Origin of the sequence: Streptacidiphilus cavernicola (assembly GCF_042510955.1) — a bacterium.
GTDB classification, from domain to species: domain Bacteria; phylum Actinomycetota; class Actinomycetes; order Streptomycetales; family Streptomycetaceae; genus Streptacidiphilus; species Streptacidiphilus cavernicola.
Window position 1 is genome coordinate 26,590 of sequence record NZ_JBHFAB010000010.1, and the last position, 17,664, is coordinate 44,253.

A 17,664-nucleotide genomic window follows, 5' to 3' on the forward strand; every position below is an offset into this window, starting at 1 on the left:
CGGAGCGGAGGAGAGCAGAGGAGTATAGGGGCGGCCATGGCAAACGCATCTGACGGACCGGTGACGCTCGGCGTCGACCTGGCAAGCAGTTCCGAGCGCACCTCCGCCTGCCGGGTGGTCTGGGCCGCGGACGGGCTCGACGTCGCATTCCTCGACTCCACGGAGGACGGGGAACTGGTGGCGGCGATCCTCGCCGCGGACAAGACCGGGCTGGACTGTCCGCTCGGCTGGCCCAGGGACTTCGTCGCCCTGCTGGCGGCCCACGACCGGGGCCTACCGCTCCCGCCGCGGGGGCGTTACGACCCGCACCCGGACGGCCGGCCCGGCCTTGACCGGCTGTGCTTCCGTCTGACGGACGATCTGACCTGGAAGGCCGCCAAGGCCCGGCCGCCGCTTTCGGTGTCCACCAACCTGCTGGGCGTGGTCGCGCTGCGCGCCGCCCATGTCCTCGCGGCGCTCCAGGAGAGGGGTTGCCCGGTGCCTCGGGACGGCTCCGGGCGGCTGGCCGAGGTGTATCCGGCGGCGGCCCTGCGCGGATGGGGCATCGTGGCGGACGGCAGCTACAAGAACGCGCGACCCGAGGCGGGTGCCGTCCGGGCGGGCATCCTCGACGCACTGGAGCAGGGGCTGGGGCGGTCCTTCGGCGGAGAGGTGCGCGAGCGGTGCCGGCGCAGTCACGACGACCTCGACGCCCTGATCTGCGCGCTGGTCGCCCGCGCGGCCCTGGTGGGAGCGACTGGGTACCCGGGGAGCGCGGCGGAGGAGGCCTGCGCGGAGACCGAGGGCTGGATCCACCTGCCGCGGGGTCCGCTCGCCGACCTGCTGGAGCAATGAGCCGGTGGACCGGTGAACGGGTGGACCGGTGAACGTGTGGACGGGGAACCACGGGTCGGGCTGCCGAAAGGCGTCCCCCGGACCGCCGTGAAGGCGGGCCCGGGGGACGCTCGGTGGGTCAGCCGCTGTGGCGGCCGGGGTCGGTCAACTCGGCAGGGTCCACTGCTGGTTCGCAGCGTCGGTGCAGCTCCAGATCTGGAGCCTGGTCCCGTCGGCCGAGCTCGGGCCGGTCGCGTCCAGGCACTTGCCCGAACCGGAGTTCACCAGCTCGCCGTTGGACTGGTGCGTCCACGTCTGCGCGGCCGTGCCGTTGCAGTCGTACAACTGCACCTTGGTGCCGTTCGCGGTGCCGGCCGACGTCACGTCCATGCACTTGCCCAGCGCCTGCAGCGTCCCGTTCGACGCCACCGTCCACTGCTGCGCGTTCGTGCCGTTGCAGGTGTAGAGCTGCACCGCGGTGCCGTTGGCGCTGTTCGCGGCGGCCACGTCGACGCACTTGCCGCCGTAGCCGGTGATCTGACCGGTGCCGGTCGGCGGAGGCGGCGGGGTGGTGCCGCCCCCGGTGATCTGGTTGAAGATCCGCGAGTAGGCGTAGCCGGTGCCCTTGTCGTAGCCGTCGACCTCCCAGAAGGAGAGCTCGGCGACGCCGTTGGAGGCGGCGAAGCTCTCCAGTGCGGTGGCGTTGGCCTGGGTGAAGTTCTCGTTGTCGTCGTTCTGCCCGGCGATCGGGGTCAGCCCGAGCCGCCCGTAGGCGGCCGACGTGGAGATGCCGTAGAGGTTGGCGAGCTGGCTCGCGGTCGCCTTGGCGGCGGACTCGGCGTCGTTGAACGCGTTCTGCCCGTCGCCGAAGTCCATGGTCATGATGTTGACCACGCTGACGTTGACGCCCGCGCTCTTGGCGCTCTGCAGGACGCCCAGCTCCTGGGACGGCAGACCGGTCGGGTCCACTGCCAGGGTGTAGTCCACCTCGACCGAGGGGTTCTGCGCCTGGAGTGCGGCCAGAGCCTGGTTGCGGCGGGTGTTGGACGCGGTGTCGCCCAGCGTGCCGCCCTCGATGTCGAAGTCCAGCCGGGTGATCCCGTAGGTGTTGACCACGTTGGCGTACGCGGCGGTCAGCGATGAGACGGAGGTGCAGGTCTGGGCGACCTCCCCACCCTCGGCGCCGCCGAAGGAGACGATGACGTTGCCGCCGGCCGACTTCAGCGAGTTGATCTGGGAGCTGAAGGCGCCGACGGAGTCGCCGCCGTCCTCCCACTGCTGGGTGCAGCCGGACTTGGGGATGAGGAAGGCCAGCGTGTAGTTCTTCAGCCCGGTGGCGTTCATGTCCGCTGCCATGTCGCCCGCGGTGCCGCTGGAGATCTGCAGGTACGGGGCGGCGTAGTGAGCCGGGAAGCTGCTCGCGGCCTGGGACTGTCCCGCGCCGGTGATGGCCATGGCCACCGCCGCCACGGGCAGTGCCGAGGCGACGAGGGCTCGTTTACGGCGTGCCCATGTCATGGAATTCCTCCTGGGGGAAGGTGGAAGTGGGGGTGCTTCCGAGGTGCTCGGTATCCCGGCCGGTGGGCAGGCTGCATTCAAGAGTTGAACGAATGGGCGGCTCGCCCCTCGGCCGTGACTGCAGGCGCGCTGCGCGGGCCCGGTCGGGGTCTGGACCAATTTCCGGAACCGGTTCCAGGCGGAAGCACATGCGCTTGCCCGGCCAGAGTTAACTAGCGTCCATGACATGGCGTCAATAGGTATGTCAGGAAAGTTTCCTAACATTCAAAAGCCGAACTCTCGTACGCGCGTACCCGGTACTGCTGAGCTGTGCGTTCACAAGGTGGAACGAAGCTGAGTGCTGGGGCACGACCGCGCCGCGCTCGCCGAGAATGGTGTCCTGGTCGAACGGGAGGCGGCGCGGTATGAGGCGACACCCCACGCTGGTCGCGGTCAGTGGCCCGCCCGGGTCGGGCAAGACGACGCTGGCCCACGCCTTGGCCGACGCCCTCGGCTGGCCGGCGGTCTGCCGCGACGAGATCAAGGAACGGATGGCCGCGGGCGGCGGCGGTTCCGATTCCGCCGGACGCCCCCTGGACCTCAGGGTGCTGGAGGTCTTCTTCCGCACCATCGGTGAACTGGTGGAGTCGGGGGCGAATGCGGTGGCGGAGGCCGCGTTCCAGGACCGCCTGTGGCATCCGGGCCTGGAGCCGTTCGCGGACCTGGCCGACATCCGCGTCGTACGCTGCGCCGTCGCTCCCGAACTCGCCCACGAGCGGATCAGGCGCCGCGCCGCCGAAGTCCCCTCGCGTGCCGTTCACGCGGACGCCGATCTGCTGCACCGCATCGCGACGGGCGAACGGCCGATCGAGTCGTGGGTCCCCATCGCACTCGACGTGCCCTGCCTGCTGGTGGACACCACGCGGGACTGGAGGCCTGCCCTGGACGGAATCGTCGCATTTGCCACGCGTGCGACCTTCGGCCGCGATTCTCGATGACGCGCGGGCGGGCTCTGGAACGTGCGCCGGGTTCGACGACAGCCGTCAAGCTGCTCTGAGCGCCGGGCTGCCGACGGCGACGGCTGTGGCTACGGAGATGGCGGTGGCGGGCGACCGGCCCCAAGAGCCGTTCGCCCGCCACCTGGCCTCACCTCACCCGCGCCGTACGCGACCGCGTCTGCCGCGGATGCCGGGGGCCGGGATCAGTCCTGCGAGTCGCAGTTGTTGTCGTCGCCGCCGTGGTGCCAGGTGTGCTGCCAGCCGGTGGCGTGCCAGCCGCCCATGTCGCCGTGGCCGTAGTCGCCGCCGCCGTTGCTGCAGTGGTTGCCGAAGGCCGGGTTGAGGGCGCCGATGACGTTGACGGAGTTTCCGCAGACGTTGATCGGCACGTCGATCGGGATCTGGATGACGTTGCCGGACAGGACGCCGGGGGAGCCGAAGGCGGCTCCGTAGGCGTTGCTGTCGGCGCTGGAGGTGCCGGCCGCGGCCAGGACCAGGGCGCCGGCGGCACCGGTGAGCACGGCTGCGGTACGGACCGAACGGTTGATCATGGATCTCCTTCGAGAGGTGGAACACCGGGCCCGGTGGCGTGTTCGGCGCACCGCGGCGGTGGTGTCGTCCTGTTGCGGATACTTCGCTCCCCGCGCCCGAGCGGACGGCTGCCACACGGCAGGTTCACCCCGATGGGCCAGCGGCCCGTCCCGCGGTCGGCCGGTGCCGGCACCGCGGTCGCTTGTCCTACGAATCGTCCGGAGGAGTGAACTCAGTGGCTGCCGGGTGCAGTTCGCGGCGCAGGTGGGTCAGCGCGTCGCGGACGCGGGACTTGAAGGTGCCCAACGGGACGCCCAGGGTCCGGGCGCCGGCCGCGTGCGTGGAGCCGTGCAGGTAGACCAGGGCCAGTGCCTGCCGCTGCAGGTCGCTCAACTGCCCCAGATGCCCGCGCACCTGGTGGGCGTCGAGGCGGTTCAGGACCTCCTCGGCCACGGTGTCGAAGGCGTGATTCGGCGTCAGGTGCGCGTAGCGTTCCTCGTGGTGCCTGGCCGTCGCCCGGGAGCGGGCCCGGTCGGTCGCGCGGTGCCGGGCGATCGTCAGCACCCACGGGGTCACCTGCCCGCGGTGGGAGTCGAACCGGGCCGCGCCGCGCCAGACTTCGGCTATCACGTCCTGGGCGACCTCCTCGGCCTGGGCCCGGTCGTGCAGCACTGCCCATGCCGTGGCCCTGATCTGCGGAAACAGGGAGGTGTAGAGGACGGCGAAGGCGTGTGCGTCGCCCGCCGCGCACGCGCGCATCCACGGGGCGAGTTCATCGACGCGGTCGGTGCGGTCGACACGCTCCGGGCGGTCGGTGCGGCTGGTGCGGTCGCCGTGGCTCATGGCGCGGGTCGTGGTGGGTGACGGCGTGGAGTTGTTCATCGGTTCGGAGCCTAATGGCCCGTCAGGCCACGTCTGGGCGTCTGAGGCCGTCCGGTGCGTTCCTCACCCGTTCGATGGACAACCCTCGGTACCCTCGATCGCGCCGTTAATAACTTTCGCTCAAGGACTTGCCAGTGGTGGATAGCTTCGTTCTTAATGGCGGGGGAACGTGACGACCCGTCTGAAGTGATCACCGTCCTTCCTTCCTGGAGGTTCGCATGCACAGGGCTGGAACTGTCCGAGTCAAACGCCTGGCGGGTGCGGCTGTGGCCGCGAGCCTGGCGGTGGTGTCCTCGCTGCTGGGCGCGGTCGGCGCGCAGGCTGCCAGTCCGAGTACGCAGGTGGTGGGCTATCACGGCTACCACCTGCGGGTCCCCGCTGGTTGGCCGGTCGTCGACCTGGCCAGGACCCCCGGGGCGTGCGTGCGCTTCGACGTGCACGCCGTCTACCTCGGCCACCCCGGCAGCCAGGCGGACTGCCCCTCGCACCTCGTCGGTCGGACCGACGCGCTGCTGCTGCAACCGCTGGACGCCGTCAGCGAGGCGAGCAGCGGCCAGGACACGCAGGTCGCGCCGCAGGGCACCGCCACCTACCGTCCCGAGGGTGTCGCCCCGGTCGGCGGTGAGATCCACCTGGCCGTGCCCGCCGCCGGGGTCCTCGTCACCGCCTCGTTCGGGGCGAGCAGCGCCGGTGTCGAGCAGGTGCTCCGCTCGGGCGGCCTCAGCAGCGACGCGGTGGCCGTCCCGGCCCCCCGGCCCGGTGCCGGGGCGGTCAGGGCGGCGGCGGTTCCCCAGGCCGTTCCGCAGGATGTGCCGGTGCAGCCCGGCGGCTACACCGGCAGCGGCTTCGAGGCCTGCGCCGCCCCCAGTACCGCCCAGATGAGCGCGTGGGCGGCCTCCCCGTACCGGGGCGTGGGCGTCTACATCGGCGGCAACAGCCGGGCCTGTGACCAGCCGAACCTCACCGCCGGCTGGGTCAGCACGGTGACGGCGGGCGGTTGGCACATCATGCCGATCTACGTGGGCTCGCAGGCGCCGTGCAACAGCTTCGGGCACCTGGTGTCCACCGATCCCGCGACGGCCAGTGCGCAGGGTGCGGCGGAGGCCGACGACGCCGTCACCCAGGCCCAGTCCCTGGGCATCCCCGGGGGCAGCGCCCTGTACGACGACATGGAGGGGTACGACAGCAGCAACAGCTCCTGCCGCATCGGGGTGCTGAACTACCTGTCCGGGTGGACCCAGGAACTGCACGCACGCGGCTACCTCTCCGGGGTCTACTCCAGCGCCGGATCCGGGATCAGCGACCTGGCGGGCCAGTACACCACCGGGGCCTACACCCTGCCGGACCACATCTGGTTCGCCTGGTGGAACAACGTGGCCGACACTGACGCCGGGAGCTACGTCCCCGCCGCCGACTGGGCCGACCACCAGCGCATCCACCAGTACCACGGCGGCGCCGACGAGACCTGGGGCGGCGTCACCATCAACGTGGACGGCGACTACCTGGACGTCGACGGAGGAGGCTCCACGCCGCCGCCCCCGCCCGCCAAGTACTGGGTGGACACCGCTCCGAGCGCCCCGGTGTACGCCTCGGCGACCAGCACCGCGCAGACCGGCACGCTCTACGCCGGGACGAACTACGTGTACTGCAAGGTCTGGGGCCGCATGGTCGGCGACAGCAGCGTCTACAACCACTGGTGGCTGCGGACCGATCCGGACGTGGGTCCGGCCGGTCAGTACGTGTCGGCCTACTACCTGACCCTCTGGGGCAACGACCAGGCCGACGACAACAACGGCAACGTCATCCCCGACTGCTGACCCCCTGTCCCGGAGGATGAGATGACGACATATCAACCCGCTCAACCCGCACGGAACGGCCCCGCCGCGACCGCGGTGAGACTGATAGCGCTCGCGGCCCTGCTGATCGGCTGCCTGGTCACCGGGGCGGCGGCCGGGGTGCAACCGGCCCACGCCGCCGCCCCCGTCTGCGGGGTCCTCGCCCCGGGCGCCGCGCCGCAGGCCCAGGCGGCGGTGACGCAGGCCTGCGGGCTGCTCGGCACCCCGTACTCCTGGAGCGGGGGCCACGGTCCGACCCCCGGTCCGACCCTCGGCGTCTGCGACCCTGCGAACGGCGCACCCAACGACTGCAACGTGGTGGGTCTGGACTGCTCCGGCATGGTCCGCTACGCGTACGACCTCGCCGTTGGCACGGACGTCGTGCCGGGGCCGACCTGGGAGCAGATCCAGAACGCCGGCCAGGTCGCGCACTTCTACGCGAGTGACGGCACGGCCCCGCTGCTGCCCGGTGACCTGGTGTTCTTCGGGACGACAGCGGCGGGCGTGCACCATGTGGCGATCTACCTCGGCCAGGGGTACATCGTGGAGTCGCCGTACTCGGGCGGCTACGTCCAGGTGGCCCCGATGAGCAGTCACTCCGACTACTACGCGGCGGTGCGGCTCTACCCCGGCACGGCGGCCACCTCGGTCCACTACTGGGCGGACACCGCTCCGAACGCCCCGGTGTACGCCTCGGCGACCAGCACCGCGCAGACCGGCACGCTCTACGCCGGGACGAACTACGTGTACTGCAAGGTCTGGGGCCGCATGATCGGCAACAGCAGCGTCTACAACCACTGGTGGCTGCGGACCGATCCGGACGTGGGTCCGGCCGGTCAGTACGTGTCGGCCTACTACCTGACCCTCTGGGGCAACGACCAGGCCGACGACAACAACGGCATCGTGATCCCGAACTGCTGAGCGGGCCGGGTGCGCTGACCGCGTGCTGACCGCGACCGACGGCGGGTTCCCGGGCCCGCCGTCGGCGCGGCTGGTTGATCGACGGCGGTTCAGTGATGATCATGCGAAGCATGACCACACCTTCGAGGCGTCCCGCCGCGCGGCGATGACGGCCGCGCGGCCCGCTCCCTGGCACCCGTCCGTCGCGCCGTCCCCGCGGGCGCAGTGGCGCAGGGCCCGGCGCAGGATGCGTCAGCGCAAGCCCTGGGCCGTCCCGATGGCGCTGCTGGCCGCCGCCGTCCTGCTGTCCTGGCTGCTGCCCGCGCTGGACCGGTGGCTGGACGACGCCTCCCAGGAGGTGGGCGAACGGCTGTTCCCGCTGCTGGACACCGGCAGTATGGCGACGCTGCTCGGCGCCATCGCCGGGGGCATGATCACCCTCACCGGCCTGGTGTTCACCGCGATCACCCTGGCCATGCAGTTCGGCGCGACCCAGCTCTCGGTCCGGGTGGTGCCGATGCTCCAGCAGGACGCGGTGATGCGCTGGTCCATGGGGACCTTCATGGCCACCTTCCTCTACTCGCTGCTGATCGCGATCCGGCTGGCGGTCCGTCAGCAGGACTACCGGCCGGTGCTGTCCACGATCTTCGCGCTGGGGCTGACCATCCTCTCCGCCTGCCTGTTCTTCGCCCTGGTCACCCGGGTGGCGCTGGTGCTGAACTCCGGCGCGCTGCTGCGCCGGGTCGGCGGCCAGGGCAGCAGGGCGGTGGTGCGGCTGTCCCCGCCGACCGGGGGAGCGCGGCCGTACGGGGGAGTACGGCCGGTCCGGGACCCCGAGGCGATGGAGGTCGACCTGGCCCGCCCTCCGCGCACCGGGCAGGTACTGCTGGCCTGGAACGAGCCCCGGCTGCGCCGCCTCGCCGAGCGCTGGGGGGTGGGGCTGGAACTGTGCGCCTACCCGGGTGACTTCATCGCCCTGCGGAGCACCCTGTTCCTGGTCCACGGCGCCAACGACGCGGTGAAGCCGGAGCAGTTGCTGCGCTGCCTGCTCTTCGCCGAGTGCTACAGCCCGGAGGCCGATCCGGCCGGTGCGCTGCGCACCCTGGTCGACGTGGCGCTCAAGGCGATGTCCCCGGCGATCAACGATCCGGCCCGCGCGGTCCAGGCGCTGGACCACATCGAGGACCTGTTGGTGCTGCTGGTCCCGGTGGCGCCGCCGGGCGCGGGGATGAGCGGGGACGCGCGGTTCTGCCACCCGGTCCGCACCTGGGCCGACTACGTCTGCGTCGGCACCGACGAGGTCCGGCACTTCGCCGCCGACAGCATGCAGGTGCTGCGCCGGCTCCGGGCCCTGTTCGAGCGGCTGGCCTGGATCTGCTCGGAGGAGCAGGCGGAGGCGCTGACCGTCCGGCTGGCCGCGATGGACGCCCACGCCGGCCGCCACTGGTCCCAGGCCCTGGACCGCAGGCTGGCCGGACGGCCCGACGCGCAGGGGCTCGGTTCCGAGGCGGGCACCGACCTGGCCTGAGCCCGAACCCGAGCCTGAACCCGAACGTGGACCCGAGCCTGAATCCGTGCCCGAACCTGCCGGGAAGCGACGGCGGTTGGGGCTAGGCTGCCGGGGTGTTCACACCGCAGGGTCCGACCTTCCGCGAACTCGCCGTCCAGGCGCTCTCCTCCACCGAGCGCGGATACGACCTGCTCGCCCCCAAGTTCGACGAGACCCCGTTCCGCACACCGGACCGGGTCCTGGACGAAGCAGCTGCGGTCCTCACCCGGCTCGGCCCGTTCGACGCCGGGATCGACCTCTGCTGCGGCACCGGCGCGGGCGTGGACGTGCTGCGACAGCTCTGCCGCGAGCGGGTCGTCGCGGTCGACTTCAGCGCGGGGATGCTCGCCGCGGGCCGCCGCGCGGCGGAAGCGACGGGAGCCGCGGAAGCGGCCGAAGCAGCGTCAGGGCCGGTGGTGGACTGGGTCCGTGCGGATGTACGGCGGCTTCCCTTCGGCCGTGCGTTCGACCTCGCGGTGAGCTTCGGGGCGTTCGGCCACTTCCTGCCGAAGGAGCGGCCCGCGCTGTTCGCGCAGGTCCATGACGCGCTGCGGCCGGGCGGCCGGTTCGCCTTCCCGGTGGTCGCGCCGGCCCGGGTCTGCTCGCCGCTGTACTGGGCGCTCTGGGGCTTCGACGCGGTGATGCAGGCACGCAACGTGCTGCTCCGCCCGCCGTTCACCATGTACTACCGCACCTTCCAACTGACTTCAGTGCGTGCCGAGTTGGAGCAGGTTGGGTTCACCGTGGAGACGGCCGCGCTGCCCGGACTCGGTTTCCTGGAGGACGGCAGCCCGCGCTGTCGCCTGGTCGTGGCCCGCCGCGCGGACTGACACGCAGGACAGCGCCGCCTATTTTGCCATGTTCCATTCAAGTGCTGGATGCCGGAGCATGGGGGAACACGCCATGGAGAACCCCCATGCTGCTTGACGGCCGTTCGCCTACGCGCGTAGCGAAACCTCAGACCTCCAGCCGAGGAGTTCGACGAATGATCAGAACCGGTACCGCAACCCGTCCCCGCCGGGCCGCACTCGGCACGGTCGCGACCCTGGCCGCGCTCGGCGCGCTGGTCGCCGCGGGGCATCCCGCGCTGGCCCGCACCACGACCGCCGCCGTTGCTGCCCCTGCCGTGGCCCCCGCCGCCCCCGCCGCAACCGCTCAGCACCGCGTCCTGTTCGACAACACCAAGGCCGAGACCGCGGGGAACGCCGACTGGGTCATCAGCACCAGTCAGCCCGACCCGCTGGCCCAGAACCCCAACCCCACCTCCGAGAGCAGCTGGACCGGCGCGCTGTCGGCCTGGGGTGTGGCACTGCAGAAGACCGGCGACTACAGCCTGAAGACCCTGCCCTCGGGCAACACCATCACCTACGGCACCTCCAACGCGCTGGACCTGTCCAACTTCGACACCTTCGTCATCGACGAGCCCAACATCCGGCTCAGCACCGCCGAGAAGACCGCGGTGATGACGTTCGTGCAGCACGGCGGCGGGCTGTTCCTGATCTCCGACCACAACGGCAGCGACCGCAACAACGACGGCTGGGACTCCCCGGCCATCATCAACGACCTGATGACCAGCAACGGCGTCGACAACACCGACCCGTTCGGCTTCTCGGTCGACCTCAAGGACATCTCCAAAGACGACCCGCGCGCCATCACCGACGCCACCGACCCGGTGCTGCACGGGCCCTTCGGCACGGTCACCGGCAGCATCCTGGCGGACGGCACCACCTTCACCCTCAAGCCCGCTGACAACCCGTCGGTCAAGGGCCTGCTCTACCTGACCACCGGCGCCACCGGCGGCAACACCAACGCCTTCTTCGTGACCAGCACCTTCGGTGCGGGCCGGGTCGCGATCTGGGGCGACAGCTCCCCGGTCGACGACGGCACCGGCAGCAGCGGCAACACCCTCTACAACGGCTGGGACGACCCGGGCGGCACCGACGCCGCACTCGCCCTGAACGCCACCAACTGGCTCTCCACCGGCTCGGGCGGCACCGGTGGCGGCGGAGCCGTCACCGTCACCAACCCCGGCACCAGGACCGCCACCGTCGGCACCGCCACCAGTCTGCAACTGGCCGCGGGCGACACCGCCGGAGGCACCGTCAGCTGGACCGCGAGCGGCCTGCCCGCCGGGCTGTCGGTCAACCCGGCCACCGGGCTGGTCAGCGGCACCCCGACCACCGCCGGAAGCAGCTCGGTGACCGTCACCGCCACCGACTCCACCGGGCCCGCCGGATCGGCGACCTTCACCTGGACCGTGACCGCCGCCGGGGGTGGCGGCTGCACCGCCGGGCAACTGCTGGCCAATCCCGGCTTCGAGACCGGCACCGCGGCCCCCTGGACCGAGACCCACCCCTCCGGCGGCAGCCTGGTCAGCCACACCACCGCCGAGCCCGCCCGCACCGGCAGCTACGACGCCTGGCTGGACGGCTACGGCACCACCACCACCGACACCCTGGCGCAGACCGTGGCCATTCCGAGCGGCTGCGCCACCGACACCTTCAGCTTCTGGCTGCACATCAACACCGCGGAGACCGGCAGCACGGCCTACGACACCCTCAAGGTGCAGGTGCTGAACTCCGCCGGCACCGTCTTGTCCACGCTGGCGACCTACTCCAACACCAACGCGGCCGGCGGCTACCTCCAGCACAGCTTCAGCCTGGCCGGTTACGCCGGGCAGACGGTGACGCTGAAGTTCACCGGAGCCGAGGACTACACCAAGCAGACCTCGTTCGTCCTCGACGACACCAGCCTCAACGTCGGCTGAGCCGGTCCGCCCGGCTGGTGCGGGAATCGGCATATGCGGTTTCCGGTGCGGGTGGGTCGTTCTCGCGGGCGAGGATCCTAACCTGATGGTGTACACGCCATGGGGGTAGCGATGGACGAGCTCGACCGACCGACCGGGGTGCACCCCGGCGCCTGCCACGCCTGCCACCGGTGGACCCGGGTCGGGATCGTGGTCGCCGTGGTGCACAGCGACTCGGGCAGCGGCGCGACCGTCGTCGCCTGCCTCGCCTGCCACTGCGCGGGGCGGCCCCGACTCGGCCTGCCGGAGCGGCTCGCGGGGTGAGGGCGGGGGCCGGTCGGGGCTGAACCGGCCTGCACGGACCCGCGCCGTGACGCCGGTCCGTCGTGGGCGTTGTTCAGGGCATGCGTATCCGTTTCCGTGTCCTGCTCGCCTCCGCGCTGGCCGCCGCCGCCCTCTCCGCCTCCGTCGTCGCCGTCGCTCCGGCCGCCTCCGCGGCGGAGGCGTTCGTCCCGTGGAACTGGTGCGGCCTGCACGCCACCACCGACGCGCTCCGGCTGCGCTCCGCGCCGTCCACGGGCGCGGGGACGGTGCTGGGGCTGCTCGACCCGGGGGACAGGCTGACCTCGGGCGCCCGCTCCGGCGGCTGGGTCCGGGTCACCCTGTCGGGCCGGTCCGGACGCGGGCTCCCGGACCGGACCACGGGCTGGGTCGCGGCCCGCTACCTGGCCGCCGCCCAGGAGTGCCGGACCTTCGCATAGCCGCCGCCTCGGCCGCCTTGCCGAGGCGGCGGGACGGCCGAGGCGGCGCTTGCCAGGACCGGGAACCGCGCCTAGCGGAAGTCCTCCTCACCCGCGGCCAAACCCTGCTGACCCTCGCTCAGGCCCTTGAGCAGCGGCGCGGTCGCCGTCGTCGCCGGCACCACCGCCTGCGGCAGCGTGCCGGCGCCGCCGACCAGCGGGAGGTGCAGGGACGAGTGCGCCAGGTCGAGGGTGATGGTCGGCTTGGTGGACGGCGGGTTGAGCAGCCCGTTGTCCGTCCCGGCCACGATCAGCGCCAGCCGGTGCCCGGCCGGGACGACGTGGTCGGTGCCGGCCAGGTTGAAGGTGATCGAGTAGGAGGTGCCCGGGGTGATGGTGGAGGTCTGGTTCAGCCCCGCGTAGTGGCCGAGGTCGGCCCAGCCGCGGCTGAAGATCGTGTAGCCGACCTGCTCGGTGTCGGCTGCGGTGTCCAGGAAGCAGGCGCTGTCCCCGGCCGTGCTGTCGCCCCAGCAGGAGCGGGTGGTCAGCGTGGTGATCCCGGCCCCCGCGCCTTCGTAGTTCCGGATGGTGGCCGGGCCGAGGTCCACCAGCACCGCGCTGAGGTGCGCGCTCCTGGTGGACGACTTCACGCTCAGGGTGATCGTGCCGCCGCCGGACATCCGCAGGTCGGAGGTCAGCGCGCCGGTGGTGAAGGCGGTCTTCTCCTTGGTGGTGCTGTTCACGTCCGCGGCCCAGTCGTCCTCGCCGAGCTTGGGGTTGTCGGTGAAGCTCGCGGTTCCGCTGCCGGCCGCGGTGGTGAGCGCGCCCGGCTTGAGGTCGAGCGTGCTGGTCACCGTCCCCGGAGCGGGCCAGGTGGCGTCCTGGGTCCACTGGTCGGGCGCTCGCTCGATGTCGGCGACCGGGCCGTTCTGGACGCCGTTGTCGACGCCCAACAGGTAGTGGTCGAACCAGGAGTGCAGGGTGTCCACCCAGGCGCTGCGCCGGTAGTCGAACGGGTCGACGTGGCCGGTCTGGGACAGCCAGATCTTGCGGTCGACACCGGTCTGCGCCAGCGCCGTCCACCATTGCGAGAAGTTGATGTCGCGGACGTTCAGGTCCTGCATCCCGTGCACCACGAAGACGCTGGCCCTGACGTTCGCGGCGGAGGCGACGTAGTCCCGCTGCTGCCACAGCGCCGACCAGTTGCCGTTCGCCGGGGAGCCCGCCGCCAACTGCTTCTGCACGGCGGCGCAGTGCGCGACCGCGGTCGAGCTCTCCACCTCTCCGGCCAGGTCGGCAGGGGTGCCGCTGTAGAGGGGCGCGCCGTCCGAGCGGTAGTAGTCGTACCAGGAGCTGATCGCGGAGATCGGCACGATGGTCTTCAGCCCGGCGACGCCGGTCGCGGCGACCCCGTTGGCGATGGTCCCGTCCCAGGACTTGCCGATCATGCCGACCGAGCCGTTGGCCCAGGTCGGGGTGACGCTGCTGCCGCCGGTGCGGGCGGAGTAGCCGGTGGCGCGGCCGTTCAGCCAGTCGATCACGGCCTTGGCGGAGGTGACGTCGGACGGGCCGCCGACGTCCACGCAGCCGTCGGAGCGGTTGGTCCCGGCCAGGTCCACCAGCACCACGGCATAGCCGCGGGAGACGAAGTAGTTGTCGTAGAACAGCGGGAACTGGACCGGCTTCCCCTGCGCGTCATAGGTCTTGAGCTGGTCCTCGTTGCCGCGCCCGCAGCAGGAGTAGTACGGGCTGGCGTCCATGATGACCGGGATCTTCAGTCCGGCCGCGGCGGGTTCACTGGGCCGGATGATGTCGGCGGCCACCCGGTCGGTGCGGCCGTCGCCGTCGCCGTCGAGCCCGGTGTCGACCCAGACGGTCTCCCGGACGGCGTTGGCGTAGGAGTAGAGCGGCTGGCTGACGCCGTTCTGCACGGTGCCGGTAGCGGCGGTGGGCGGGTGAGCGGTGCTCGCTCCGGCTGGTGGGGAGCCGAGCAGGGCCAGGGTGAGCGCGATGAGCGTCGTGGTGACGACGGTGAGCGCGCGTGAGCGGCGAGTAATCACAAGCGACGAAGGTAGTTGGCGGCGGTCTGCCCCGACAGAGATTTGACAAGACACGAACAAGAATTTCACAGCGATGTGATCCTCAGCCGGTCTGCAGCGGCAGGCTGACCAGACCCCGCATCAGCCGGGTGCGGCGCCAGGCGAGTTGGTCCGCCGGGACGGCGAGGCGCAGCCCGGGGAAGCGGGCCAGCAGCGCCCGCAGGGCGATCTCCCCCTCTGCTCGGGCCAGCGGTGCGCCCAGGCAGCGGTGGATGCCGTGGCCGAAGCCCAGCTGCCCGGAGGCGTCCCGGGTCAGGTCGAGCCGGTCGGGGGAGGCGAACCGCAGCGGATCGCGGTTGGCCGCCCCCGGCGCGACCAGCACCGGCGCCCCGGCCGGGATGTGCACGCCGCCGAGGGTGAGCGGTTCGGCGGCGTAGCGGAAGGTGGCGGTGCTGACCGGGGCGTCGAAGCGGAGCAACTCGTCCAGCGCGTCCGGGATCCGCGCGGGCTCCCGGATCAGCCCGGCCAGTTCGTCCGGGTGCAGCAGCAGCGCGAGCACGGCGTTGCCGAGGAAGTTGGCGGTGGTCTCGTGCCCCGCGACCAGGAGCAGCACGGAGAGGGAGAGGAGTTCCTCCTCGGTCAACCGGTCCGAGCCGTCGCGGACGGCGATGAGCTGGTCGAGCAGGGCGTCACCGGGTGCGCGCCGACGGGCGGCGATCAGCGCCGACAGGTAGTCGGCCAGGGCGTGGGACGCGGCGTCAATCCGTTCGGGCTGCCCGGCGGCGAAGAGTTCGGCGGACCAGATCCTGACCTCGGCCCGGTCGGCCTCCGGCACCCCGAGCAGCTCGCAGATCACCGTGACCGGGAGTGGCACGGCCAGGTCGGCGACCAGGTCGACCCGGCCGCGGACCGGCCAGCGGTCGAGCAACTCCTCGGTCACCGAGGCGATATAGGGGCGCATCCGGGCGACCGCGCCGGTGCTGAACGCCCGGGTGACCAGCGCCCGCAGCCGGGTGTGCTCGGGCGGGTCGGTGGCCAGCATGGTCCGCGCCACCGCCGGATGCAGTTGCCGCTGCGACGGTTTGTCGGCGAAGAAGGCGGCGGTGTCCTTGGAGAGCCGGGGGTCGGCCAGCGCCTGCCGGGCCTCGTCGTATCCGGTGACCAGGTAGCTGCCGGGCCCGGCCGCCGACGGGCCGTCGGCGGCGAGGGCTTGGACCGGACAGCCGGATCGCATACGGGCGTAGCCGGAGTAGGGGGCGGCGGGGTCGTCGGGGGAGTGCGGGGGCTGAGCCGGGTGCGGTCGCGGGTGCTGGGCCGGGTCGGTCATGGCCCCACCCTTGCATCTGCCGCCGCCCACCGGAGGTCGGCGACACGCGCGTGCGGACACTCGTGCCCGGGGCGGGGCGCCACGTCCGGGGGCGGCGCTAGCCGGTGGTGCCGAAGGTGACCCGGTAGGAGCACTGCCCCTTGCAGGCCATGGTCGCGGAGTCGTCGAAGGCGTAGGAGTAGGCGTAGGGCTCGGCCTTCTTGAAGACCTGGGTGTAGTCGACCGGCCACTTCGCGGGGACGCAGTTGTCCCGTCCGGCCCAGGCGCCCCGGCAGCAGTAGGTGTCCCCGCCGAACGCGGCGCAGGGCGGCTTGCAGCCGATGACCTGGCCGCCGTTCACCGCCTGCATGGCGCTCGGGCAGACCACGGGGCGGGTGCAACTCCCCTTGTAGCAGCCCGCGGCACTCACCGGGTCGGTGGTGACGGTGTGTGAGATGTTGATGTACATCGGGAGGTTGGCGCCGTCCACCATGCTGACGTCGTAGAAGTCCATGCCGTCGAAGGCGTTGAAGGTGAACTCGCCCAGCGTGGTCGGCGTGGTCGGGCCGGAGCAGCTGGTGGTGCAGTCGCCGGTCAGACAGCTGCCGTGGGCGTCCGTGGTGCAGCCGGTGCGTCCCCAGATCCGGCCACCCCAACTGTTGCCGACGGTGAGCGAGGTGCTCTGCCCCGGTGCCAGTTTGCGGCCGTCGGGGTAGAGCGAGGTGTTGCTGACGACGGCCCAGATGGTCTGCTGGGTGTGGTTGACCAGGGTGATGCCGCGCTGACTGCCGGTCGGCGCGGTGCCGCCGGCAGTCGTGGCGGTCGTCGCCTTGGCGGACGTCCTGGCGGACGGACGGGTGGTCTGCCCGCCCGCGCCGGAGGCCGGGGCGGACGACGGGCTCGGCCGCCCGGACCGCGACGGGTCCGCCGTGACGCCCACGCCCGCGGAACCGGACGGACCGGCGCTGCCGACGGCGGCTGCGGACCGGCCGACCGCTGCGCCGCTGACCGCCGTGCCGCCGACCGGCCCGGACGGCGAAGCCGCCCAGTAGACGGTCACGATCGCGGCCACCATCGCGAGGACGGCGGCCGACCACCCTCGTACCGACCTTGCCCGGTGTCGCCTGCGCCCCATGGCCGCCTCTCCGCTCCGCTCGTCGCCGTCACCGGCGGTTCCGGACAAGGAGACGGAGTGAGCGGCCACCCGACAACACAAAAACGCCGCCGGGCTGCCGGCGGCACCCAGCGAACGGGATGCGCGGGTTACGGCGTCAGGTCGGCCCGGCCGCCGACACCGCGCAGCCTGCGGCTGACCTCGCCCAGGCCCTCGGCAAGGTGGTCCCGCTGTTCGGGGGTGAGCACGTCGATCAACGCCTCGCGCACGGCCTCGACATGGCCGGGCGCGGCCCGCCGCAGCACGTCCATGCCCTGGTCGGTCAGCTCGGCGATGACGCCGCGGACGTCGCTGGGGCAGGAGCGCCGGGAGACCAGGCCGGCCCGTTCCAGCTGGGTGATCTGGTAGGTCAGCCCGCTCTTGGAGGTGATCAGCAGGTCGGCCAGCTCGGTCATCCGCAGCGCGCGCCCCTCGGCGGCGGAGAGCTGGACCAGTACCTCGTACTGGGTGTGGGACAGCCCGGCCTCCTCCTTGAGCTGCTGCTCCAGCTTCCGGGCGACGAGGTTGCTCGCGGCCAGGAAGGCGATCCAGGCGGCACGCTCCTGGTCGTCCAGCCATCGGGGTTCGGCGGTCATATTCCCACTTTACCCCGTTGTTCAAATTTGAAGCACGGGGTAGGGTCGCCGTGTTCGATGTGGTTCAGATTCGAACAAA

General features: G+C 71.7%; 16 protein-coding genes. 9 read left to right on the plus strand and 7 right to left on the minus strand.

Translation table 11 applies throughout. The features are described from left to right. The first annotated feature begins 36 nt into the window (after positions 1–36). Complete coding sequence (locus ACEZDE_RS15315) at positions 37–834, plus strand: DUF429 domain-containing protein (protein ID WP_380536689.1); 798 nt, start codon at positions 37–39, stop codon at positions 832–834. Positions 835–978: 144 nt separating this feature from the next. Here the strand turns inward: ACEZDE_RS15315 and ACEZDE_RS15320 are convergent, their stop codons facing one another. Then, a complete protein-coding gene (locus tag ACEZDE_RS15320; protein WP_380536690.1) occupies positions 979–2,331 on the minus strand; it encodes a ricin-type beta-trefoil lectin domain protein in 1,353 nt (450 codons plus the stop codon). A 404-nt stretch (positions 2,332–2,735) separates the two neighbouring features. Between ACEZDE_RS15320 and ACEZDE_RS15325 the strand changes: the two genes are divergently transcribed. After that, positions 2,736–3,308, plus strand: coding sequence for an AAA family ATPase (locus ACEZDE_RS15325; protein WP_380536691.1), 573 nt, complete (start codon positions 2,736–2,738; stop codon positions 3,306–3,308). A 203-nt stretch (positions 3,309–3,511) separates the two neighbouring features. Here ACEZDE_RS15325 and ACEZDE_RS15330 read toward each other — a convergent pair whose 3' ends face one another. Both ACEZDE_RS15330 and ACEZDE_RS15335 read right to left on the minus strand, forming a co-directional pair. After that, positions 3,512–3,859 (minus strand): chaplin, encoded by a 348-nt coding sequence (locus tag ACEZDE_RS15330; RefSeq protein ID WP_380536693.1) that lies wholly within the window; start codon positions 3,857–3,859, stop codon positions 3,512–3,514. Positions 3,860–4,046: 187 nt separating this feature from the next. Next, the gene (locus ACEZDE_RS15335; protein WP_380536695.1) at positions 4,047–4,721 is read right to left on the minus strand and encodes a sigma-70 family RNA polymerase sigma factor; all 675 of its coding nucleotides are present in this window, start codon (positions 4,719–4,721) and stop codon (positions 4,047–4,049) included. A 266-nt stretch (positions 4,722–4,987) separates the two neighbouring features. Between ACEZDE_RS15335 and ACEZDE_RS15340 the strand changes: the two genes are divergently transcribed. The 7 genes from ACEZDE_RS15340 (at position 4,988) to ACEZDE_RS15370 (ending at position 12,512) form a co-directional block, all read left to right on the plus strand. Then, a complete protein-coding gene (locus ACEZDE_RS15340) occupies positions 4,988–6,538 on the plus strand; it encodes a DUF1906 domain-containing protein (RefSeq protein WP_380536696.1) in 1,551 nt (516 codons plus the stop codon). Between the two features lie 21 nt (positions 6,539–6,559). After that, positions 6,560–7,477: a C40 family peptidase gene (locus tag ACEZDE_RS15345; protein ID WP_380536698.1), complete on the plus strand. Its 918-nt coding sequence runs from the start codon at positions 6,560–6,562 to the stop codon at positions 7,475–7,477. Between the two features lie 22 nt (positions 7,478–7,499). Next, positions 7,500–8,984, plus strand: coding sequence for a DUF2254 domain-containing protein (locus tag ACEZDE_RS15350; RefSeq protein ID WP_380536701.1), 1,485 nt, complete (start codon positions 7,500–7,502; stop codon positions 8,982–8,984). Between the two features lie 95 nt (positions 8,985–9,079). Next, complete coding sequence (locus ACEZDE_RS15355) at positions 9,080–9,835, plus strand: class I SAM-dependent methyltransferase (RefSeq protein ID WP_380536704.1); 756 nt, start codon at positions 9,080–9,082, stop codon at positions 9,833–9,835. Positions 9,836–9,990: 155 nt separating this feature from the next. Continuing rightward, the gene (locus tag ACEZDE_RS15360) at positions 9,991–11,772 is read left to right on the plus strand and encodes a putative Ig domain-containing protein (protein WP_380536707.1); all 1,782 of its coding nucleotides are present in this window, start codon (positions 9,991–9,993) and stop codon (positions 11,770–11,772) included. A gap of 111 nt (positions 11,773–11,883) precedes the next feature. Then, positions 11,884–12,075 (plus strand): hypothetical protein, encoded by a 192-nt coding sequence (locus ACEZDE_RS15365; protein ID WP_380536709.1) that lies wholly within the window; start codon positions 11,884–11,886, stop codon positions 12,073–12,075. Positions 12,076–12,155: 80 nt separating this feature from the next. Next, entirely contained in the window at positions 12,156–12,512 is a 357-nt protein-coding gene (locus ACEZDE_RS15370) for an SH3 domain-containing protein (RefSeq protein WP_380536710.1), read from the plus strand. Between the two features lie 71 nt (positions 12,513–12,583). On the opposite strand, the gene ACEZDE_RS15375 is transcribed toward ACEZDE_RS15370, so the two are convergent. From ACEZDE_RS15375 to ACEZDE_RS15390, 4 genes are all read right to left on the minus strand, one after another. Beyond that, entirely contained in the window at positions 12,584–14,551 is a 1,968-nt protein-coding gene (locus tag ACEZDE_RS15375; RefSeq protein ID WP_380536713.1) for a Xaa-Pro dipeptidyl-peptidase, read from the minus strand. Between the two features lie 82 nt (positions 14,552–14,633). Beyond that, positions 14,634–15,857, minus strand: coding sequence for a cytochrome P450 family protein (locus ACEZDE_RS15380; RefSeq protein ID WP_380536715.1), 1,224 nt, complete (start codon positions 15,855–15,857; stop codon positions 14,634–14,636). Positions 15,858–15,954: 97 nt separating this feature from the next. Further along, the gene (locus ACEZDE_RS15385) at positions 15,955–16,911 is read right to left on the minus strand and encodes a thaumatin family protein (RefSeq protein WP_380536716.1); all 957 of its coding nucleotides are present in this window, start codon (positions 16,909–16,911) and stop codon (positions 15,955–15,957) included. A 188-nt stretch (positions 16,912–17,099) separates the two neighbouring features. Next, positions 17,100–17,585, minus strand: a complete 486-nt coding sequence (locus tag ACEZDE_RS15390; protein ID WP_380536718.1) for a MarR family winged helix-turn-helix transcriptional regulator — start codon at positions 17,583–17,585, stop codon at positions 17,100–17,102. Positions 17,586–17,664: the final 79 nt, after the last annotated feature.

What these genes read in the sequence shown, in the direction of transcription:
- ACEZDE_RS15365 (WP_380536709.1), top strand. Translation starts at nt 11,884, where the DNA reads ATGGACGAGCTCGACCGACCGACCGGGGTGCACCCCGGCGCCTGCCAC.
- ACEZDE_RS15360 (WP_380536707.1), top strand. Translation starts at nt 9,991, where the DNA reads ATGATCAGAACCGGTACCGCAACCCGTCCCCGCCGGGCCGCACTCGGC.
- ACEZDE_RS15380 (WP_380536715.1), bottom strand. Translation starts at nt 15,857, where the DNA reads ATGACCGACCCGGCCCAGCACCCGCGACCGCACCCGGCTCAGCCCCCG.
- ACEZDE_RS15325 (WP_380536691.1), top strand. Translation starts at nt 2,736, where the DNA reads ATGAGGCGACACCCCACGCTGGTCGCGGTCAGTGGCCCGCCCGGGTCG.
- ACEZDE_RS15370 (WP_380536710.1), top strand. Translation starts at nt 12,156, where the DNA reads ATGCGTATCCGTTTCCGTGTCCTGCTCGCCTCCGCGCTGGCCGCCGCC.
- ACEZDE_RS15385 (WP_380536716.1), bottom strand. Translation starts at nt 16,911, where the DNA reads ATGGTGGCCGCGATCGTGACCGTCTACTGGGCGGCTTCGCCGTCCGGG.
- ACEZDE_RS15315 (WP_380536689.1), top strand. Translation starts at nt 37, where the DNA reads ATGGCAAACGCATCTGACGGACCGGTGACGCTCGGCGTCGACCTGGCA.
- ACEZDE_RS15390 (WP_380536718.1), bottom strand. Translation starts at nt 17,585, where the DNA reads ATGACCGCCGAACCCCGATGGCTGGACGACCAGGAGCGTGCCGCCTGG.
- ACEZDE_RS15335 (WP_380536695.1), bottom strand. Translation starts at nt 4,721, where the DNA reads ATGAACAACTCCACGCCGTCACCCACCACGACCCGCGCCATGAGCCAC.
- ACEZDE_RS15345 (WP_380536698.1), top strand. Translation starts at nt 6,560, where the DNA reads ATGACGACATATCAACCCGCTCAACCCGCACGGAACGGCCCCGCCGCG.
- ACEZDE_RS15330 (WP_380536693.1), bottom strand. Translation starts at nt 3,859, where the DNA reads ATGATCAACCGTTCGGTCCGTACCGCAGCCGTGCTCACCGGTGCCGCC.
- ACEZDE_RS15320 (WP_380536690.1), bottom strand. Translation starts at nt 2,331, where the DNA reads ATGACATGGGCACGCCGTAAACGAGCCCTCGTCGCCTCGGCACTGCCC.